Source organism: Streptomyces sp. NPDC029139 (genome assembly GCF_055564335.1).
Genome location: NZ_JBVHWN010000007.1, coordinates 315,899 through 322,037, shown reverse-complemented (window position 1 = coordinate 322,037; position 6,139 = coordinate 315,899). Strand labels below are relative to the sequence as shown.

The following is a 6,139-nucleotide window of genomic DNA, read 5'->3' as shown; positions in this document are numbered from 1 at the left end:
GGGAGGGGACCTCCAGACTACCGAAAAACTTAGAGGGGACAACAACACGGCCCCCCCGCCCGCTCCCGGTCGACCGGGAGCGGGCGGGGCGCTGTCGTGTCGGGCCGTCCGGCGCGGGCACGGGGAGGCGTCGTCAGGCCGGGCGGGGCCGGGCCGTACGGGCGAGGAACTCGGTGTCCCGCAGGACCCTGGTCGCGTTCGCGCGGGCCAGGGCGACCAGGTCCGGGGCCGGCCACTCGCGGCGGAGGAGCTCGGCGAAGAGCGGGGCGTAGCCGCTCGCCGGGTCCACGGTGTGGGAGATGCCGACGCCGTGCGGGCCCGCCACGGCCCGGAGGCGGTCCAGGACGTCGGCGGTCGCCGCCGGGTCCCCGGTCACCGGGACCATGCAGACCCCGCCGTTCTCCCCGAGCAGGCGCAGGACGTCGTCCGGCAGCTCCTCCGGGTCCGCGCGGGTCAGCAGGACCGGGGCCTTGGTGAGCGCGAGGGTGCGGCGCACCGATTCGGGGTCGGCGCCGGAGAGGTCCACGACGAGGCCCAGGCGGTTCATCTCCCGTACGGCCTCGCGGGCGAATCCGTCGAAGCGGGGCAGGTTGACCGCGCGGGCGCCGAGCCTCTGGTACGCCCGGAGCGTGGCGAGCGAGCCGCCGACCGCCGCCCAGCTCACCGGGCCGAGGAGCGCGGCGACCCGTCCGCAGTTGACGGCGTCGGCCATCTCCGCGGTGGTGTGCGCGAGGCGCAGGTCCTCGGGGCAGGACGCGACGAGCGCGCGGATCGCGTCGATCCGCCGCAGCGTGCCGACCACGCCCTCCTCCGGCTCGACGTGCAGGGACCAGAGCTGGGCTCCGGTCTCCGCCGCCCGCACCGGCGGAAGGTCCTCCGGGTCGAACACCCGGGGCGGTTCCGTGTGCCCCTCGACGACGGGGTCCGCCGCGAGCAGGGACCGCGCCGGGGCCAAGTCGTCGGGCGCCCGCTGTTGTTCGGGTGGGTCGGGCTCTCCGGCGGGGCCGAGGGGCGCGACGGTGACAGGCTGGTGATCATCGAGATCTGCCATGGGTGACTCCCTGGACGAGGCAGTACCGCCCACCGTGACAGTCGCGCCCTCCTCCGGCGCGGCAGAGAGCTCCGTTCGGGTGATCACGCTGCCCGGACGCGCGAAGGGCCCCGCCGAAGCGGGGCCCAGGACGACGCGCCGTCAGGCGGACGGGGCGTCGAGCACGTCGATCGTCGCGTTCGACGGCCCGCGGGTCTCCCGCAGCTCGCGCGAGACCGCCTCCGCGTCCCGCAGCGCGCGGACCGCGTTGGACCAGGTCAGCTTGGCGAGGTCGGTGTGCGACCAGCCGCGGTGCAGCAGCTCGGCGATCAGGTTCGGATAGCCGGCGACATCGTCGAGGCCGGCCGGGGTGAACGCCGTACCGTCGTAGTCGCCGCCGATGCCGATGTGATCGATGCCGGCGACCTCGCGCATGTGGTCGAGGTGGTCGGCGACGGTCGCCGCGGTGGCGATCGGCCGCGGGTTCTCCGCCTCGAAGGCGCGGTGGATCCTCATCGCCGCCGGTGTGGTGTCGAGGTGGTGCAGTCCGTGCGCCCGCAGGTTCTCGTCCGCCCGGGCCGTCCACTCCACGGCCTCGGGAAGGATGAACTTCGGTACGAACGTCGCCATCGCCACTCCCCCGTTGCCGGGCAGCCGCTCCAGCACGTCGTCGGGGATGTTCCGCGGGTGGTCGCAGACCGCGAGCGACGAGGAGTGCGAGAAGATCACCGGCGCGGCGGAGGTGGTGAGGGCGTCCCGCATCGTCGTGGCCGCGACGTGCGAGAGGTCGACCAGCATGCCGATCCGGTTCATCTCCCGGACGACCTCGTGGCCGAAGGCGGAGAGCCCGCCGACGCCGGGCTCGTCGGTCGCCGAGTCGGCCCACGCCGTGTTGTCGTTGTGGGTGAGCGTCATGTACCGCACGCCGAGGGTGTGGAGCGCGCGCAGCGTGGCGAGGGAGTTGTTGATGGAGTGGCCGCCCTCGGCCCCCTTCAGGGAGGCGATACGGCCCTCCCGCCGCGCCGACTCCATGTCGTCCGCGGTCAGCGCGGGGGCGAGCTCCCCCGCGTACCGCGCGAGCAGCTGGTCGACGATGTCGATCTGCTCCAGGGTGGCGCTGACCGCGTCGTCGCCCGTCAGGCGGCAGGGGACGTACACCGACCAGAACTGGGCGCCGACGCCGCCGGCCCGCAGCCGGGCCAGGTCGGTGTGGAGCGCCCCGGTCTGGTCGGCCGCGATGTCGAGCCGGTCCAGGTCGTAGCGGACGTGTTCGCGCAGCGCCCACGGCAGGTCGTTGTGGCCGTCGACGACGGGCGCGGAGGCGAGCAGCTCCCGCGCCTCGGCCAACCGGTCCGCCGCACTCACTTGGCGAAGCCGAACGACTCCGAGCCCTCGACCTTGGCGCGCAGCCGCTTGCCCTTCTCGGTCGCCTGCTCGTTCAGTTCCTGCTGGAAGTCCTGCATGCGGCCGAGGAGTTCGGCGTCGTGGGCGGCGAGAATCCGGGCCGCGAGCAGACCGGCGTTGCGCGCGCCGCCGACGGAGACCGTGGCCACGGGCACACCGGCCGGCATCTGCACGATCGACAGCAGCGAGTCCATGCCGTCGAGGTACTTCAGCGGCACGGGCACGCCGATGACCGGGAGCGGGGTGACCGAGGCGAGCATGCCGGGCAGGTGGGCGGCGCCGCCCGCGCCGGCGATGAGCACCTTGATCCCGCGGTCGGCGGCGGCCTCGCCGTACGCGACCATCTCGCGCGGCATCCGGTGGGCGGAGAGGACGTTCACCTCGTACGGGATCTCGAACTCGTCCAGGGCCTGCGCGGCGGCCTCCATGACGGTCCAGTCGGAGTCGGATCCCATGGCGATGCCGACGACGGGGGCGGTGGCGGTGCTCATGCTGCTCACTCGGTGATCGTTCCTCGCAGATAGCCGGCGGCGTGACGCGCGCGCTCCAGCACGTCGTCCAGGTCGTCGCCGTAGGTGTTGACGTGCCCCACCTTGCGGCCGGGCTTCACGTCCTTGCCATACATATGGATCTTCAGCTGCGGATCCCGGGCCATGCAATGCAGGTACGCGTAGTACATGTCGGGGTAGTCCCCGCCCAGCACGTTGCACATGACCGTCCACTTCGCGCGCGGGCGCGGGTCGCCCAGCGGAAGGTCGAGGACGGCCCGGACGTGGTTGGCGAACTGCGAGGTGATCGCGCCGTCCTGGGTCCAGTGGCCGGAGTTGTGCGGACGCATGGCGAGCTCGTTGACAAGGATGCGGCCGTCGGTGGTCTCGAAGAGCTCCACCGCCAGATGGCCGACGACACCGAGCTCCTTGGCGATCCGCAGCGCCAGCTCCTGCGCCTGGCCGGCCAGCTCGTCCGACAGGTCCGGCGCGGGCGCGATGACGGTGTCGCAGACGCCGTCGACCTGCTGGGACTCGACGACCGGGTAGGCGACGGCCTGGCCGTGCGGGGAGCGGACGATGTTCGCCGCGAGCTCGCGCGCGAAGTCGACCTTCTCCTCCGCGAGCACCGGGACGCCCGCGCGGAACGGGTCCTCCGCGTCGGCCCGCGTGCGCACGAACCAGACGCCCTTGCCGTCGTAGCCGCCGCGCACGGTCTTGAGGATGATCGGGAAGCCCCCCACCTCGTCCGCGAAGGCCGCCGCGTCCGCCGGATCGGCGACGATGCGATGGCGGGGGCTCGGCACGCCGATCTCGTCGAGCTTGGCGCGCATCACCCCCTTGTCCTGGGCGTGCACCAGCGCGGCGAGCCCGGGGCGGATGACGACGCCGTCGTCCTCCAGGGCTCGCAGATGCTCGGCGGGGACGTGCTCGTGATCGAAGGTGATCACGTCACAGCCGCGCGCGAAGTCACGCAGCGTAGCCAGGTCGCGATAGTCGCCGAGGACGACATCGCTCACCACCTGGGCCGCCGAGTCCTGCGGGGTGTCACTGAGCAGCTTGAACTTGATGCCGAGGGGGATGCCCGCCTCGTGGGTCATACGGGCGAGCTGACCGCCACCGACCATGCCGACTACCGGGAACGTCACCCTCTTAGGGTATCCGCACGATGCGCGGACCCTCCGCCGCCTGTGGTTTATGACAGTGGGGCGGGGTTTTTCCATGGTTTGCAATGTCCCCGGGCAGGTGCCAGGTGGGCTGGTTAGCATGGTTTGGTTGACGAAACCGAACGGACGGGGCTGAGCAATCACCATGAGTGAACCCAGCGCACTGCGTGTGCGGCTTGATCGGCTCACGCGCGAGTTCGCGAAGTTCGGTGCGGTCGGTGGTGTCGGCCTCCTGGTGGACCTCGGGGTCTTCAACCTCGTACGCCACTTCACGGAGGTCCCCGTCGTCCGGGCGAGCGTCATCGCCACCGTCGTCGCGATCGGATTCAACTACCTGGGCTTCCGGTACTTCACCTACCGGGACCGGGACAAGAGCAGCCGGACGAAGGAGCTGACGCTCTTCCTGCTGTTCAGCGTCGCCGGCCTGGTGATCCAGAACGGCATCCTGTACGCGGCGACGTACGGGTTCGGCTGGGACAGCCCGCTGCAGAGCAACTTCTTCAAGTTCTTCGGGATCGGCGTCGCGACGCTGTTCCGCTTCTGGTCCTACCGGACGTGGGTGTTCAAGACGCTGCCGGCGCGGGAGGCGGTGCAGACCGCCGAATCGTTCCTGGAGCAGGCGCCCGTCCAGACGCCCGCGCAGGCGGTCGCACAGGCCCCGGCCGCGCAGGCTCCGATCGCGCAGACCCCCGCGCAGGCCACCAGGAAGCAGCCGGACCGGGTGCTCTAGGCCGGACACGGCCCGGCGACCGCGGCGAGCGTCGGCGCGGCTACCGGACCGGGCGGTCCTGGTCCTTGCGGCCCTTGACCTCGCGGCCCAGGAAGAGCGCGAACACCGGAGGCTGCTGCTGGAGCAGTTCCAGCCGGCCTCCGTCCGCCTCCGCCAGGTCCCGGGCGACGGCGAGTCCGATCCCGGTGGAGTTGCGGCCGCTGATGGTCCGCTCGAAGATCCGCGCGCCGAGGTCGGCGGGGACGCCCGGCCCCTCGTCGGTGACCTCGATCACGGACTGGTTGCCGGTGACCCGGGTGCGCAGGGCGACGGTGCCGCCGCCGTGCATGAGCGAGTTCTCGATGAGCGCGGCGAGGACCTGCGCCACGGCCCCCGGCGTGCCGACCGCGCGCATGCCCTGCTTGCCCGAGCGGACGATGGCACGGCCGGCGCTGCGGTAGGCGGGGCGCCACTCCTCGATCTGCTGCTTGACGACCTCGTCGAGGTCGAAGGTGATGGCGGAGCCCGTGCGGGGGTCGCGCGAGTTGGTGAGCAGCCGCTCCACGACGTCCGTGAGCCGCTCGACCTGCGTGAGCGCGATCGTCGCCTCCTCCTTGACCGTCTCCAGGTCGTCGGCGACGGCTACCTCCTCCAGGCGCATGGAGAGCGCCGTGAGGGGTGTACGGAGCTGGTGGGAGGCGTCGGCGGCGAGCCGGCGCTCGGCGGTGAGCATCCGGGCGATCCGCTCGGCCGACGCGTCCAGCACGTCGGCGACCCGGTCCAGCTCCGGCACCCCGTACCGCTTGTGGCGCGGGCGGGGGTCGCCGGAGCCGAGGCGTTCGGCGGTCTCGGCGAGGTCGGTGAGCGGGGAGGTGAGCTTGTTCGCCTGCCGTACGGCGAGCAGGACGGCGGCCACGACGGCGAGCAGGGCCACGGCGCCGATGATCAGCAGGGTGCGGCCGACCTCCGCGGTGACCGTGGAGCGGGACTCCTCGACGGTCACGGTCTCGCCGCGCTCGCCCTCGGCCGTGCCCCGGATGACGCTGCCCTCGGGTCGGGTGCCGATCTCGATGGGGGCGCGGCCGGGGAGCTCGATCAGGGCGTACCGCTTGGCGCCGCTCTGCTCGGCGAGGATGTCGGGGTTGACGGGCTCACCGCCGATGAGCCGGCTGTCGACGATGGAGACCAGCCGTACGGCCTCGGAGTCCACGCTCTCCTGGGCGCTGCTGGAGATGGTCCGCGTCTCCACGATGACGAGGGACACGCCGAACACGGCGATGACGACGAGGACGACGGCGAGTGTGGAGTTGATGAGGCGGCGGCGCACGGTGCTCTCCGCCCG

Annotated in this window: 6 protein-coding genes; 1 reads left to right on the top strand and 5 read right to left on the bottom strand. The window is 72.1% G+C overall.

Features of this window, described 5'->3' with window-relative positions:
• Positions 1–133: 133 nt before the first annotated feature.
• The 4 genes from ACZ4VW_RS19075 to ACZ4VW_RS19060 form a co-directional block, all read right to left on the bottom strand.
• Positions 134–1,051, bottom strand: coding sequence for a membrane dipeptidase (locus tag ACZ4VW_RS19075; protein ID WP_467963744.1), 918 nt, complete (start codon positions 1,049–1,051; stop codon positions 134–136).
• Between the two features lie 141 nt (positions 1,052–1,192).
• Positions 1,193–2,395 carry a dipeptidase gene (locus ACZ4VW_RS19070; RefSeq protein ID WP_467963742.1) on the bottom strand — a complete coding sequence of 401 codons (1,203 nt, stop codon included), beginning with the start codon at positions 2,393–2,395 and terminating at the stop codon, positions 1,193–1,195.
• Positions 2,392–2,925 carry a 5-(carboxyamino)imidazole ribonucleotide mutase gene (gene purE / locus ACZ4VW_RS19065; RefSeq protein WP_467963822.1) on the bottom strand — a complete coding sequence of 178 codons (534 nt, stop codon included), beginning with the start codon at positions 2,923–2,925 and terminating at the stop codon, positions 2,392–2,394. The genes ACZ4VW_RS19070 and purE overlap by 4 nt, the downstream gene beginning before the upstream one ends.
• Before the next feature lie 5 nt (positions 2,926–2,930).
• Positions 2,931–4,049 carry a 5-(carboxyamino)imidazole ribonucleotide synthase gene (locus tag ACZ4VW_RS19060; protein WP_467963821.1) on the bottom strand — a complete coding sequence of 373 codons (1,119 nt, stop codon included), beginning with the start codon at positions 4,047–4,049 and terminating at the stop codon, positions 2,931–2,933.
• 184 nt (positions 4,050–4,233) lie between these two features.
• On the opposite strand from ACZ4VW_RS19060, the gene ACZ4VW_RS19055 reads away from it, so the two are divergent.
• Positions 4,234–4,818, top strand: coding sequence for a GtrA family protein (locus ACZ4VW_RS19055; RefSeq protein WP_467963740.1), 585 nt, complete (start codon positions 4,234–4,236; stop codon positions 4,816–4,818).
• A gap of 40 nt (positions 4,819–4,858) precedes the next feature.
• Here ACZ4VW_RS19055 and ACZ4VW_RS19050 read toward each other — a convergent pair whose 3' ends face one another.
• Positions 4,859–6,124: an ATP-binding protein gene (locus ACZ4VW_RS19050; protein WP_467963738.1), complete on the bottom strand. Its 1,266-nt coding sequence runs from the start codon at positions 6,122–6,124 to the stop codon at positions 4,859–4,861.
• Positions 6,125–6,139 lie beyond the last annotated feature (15 nt).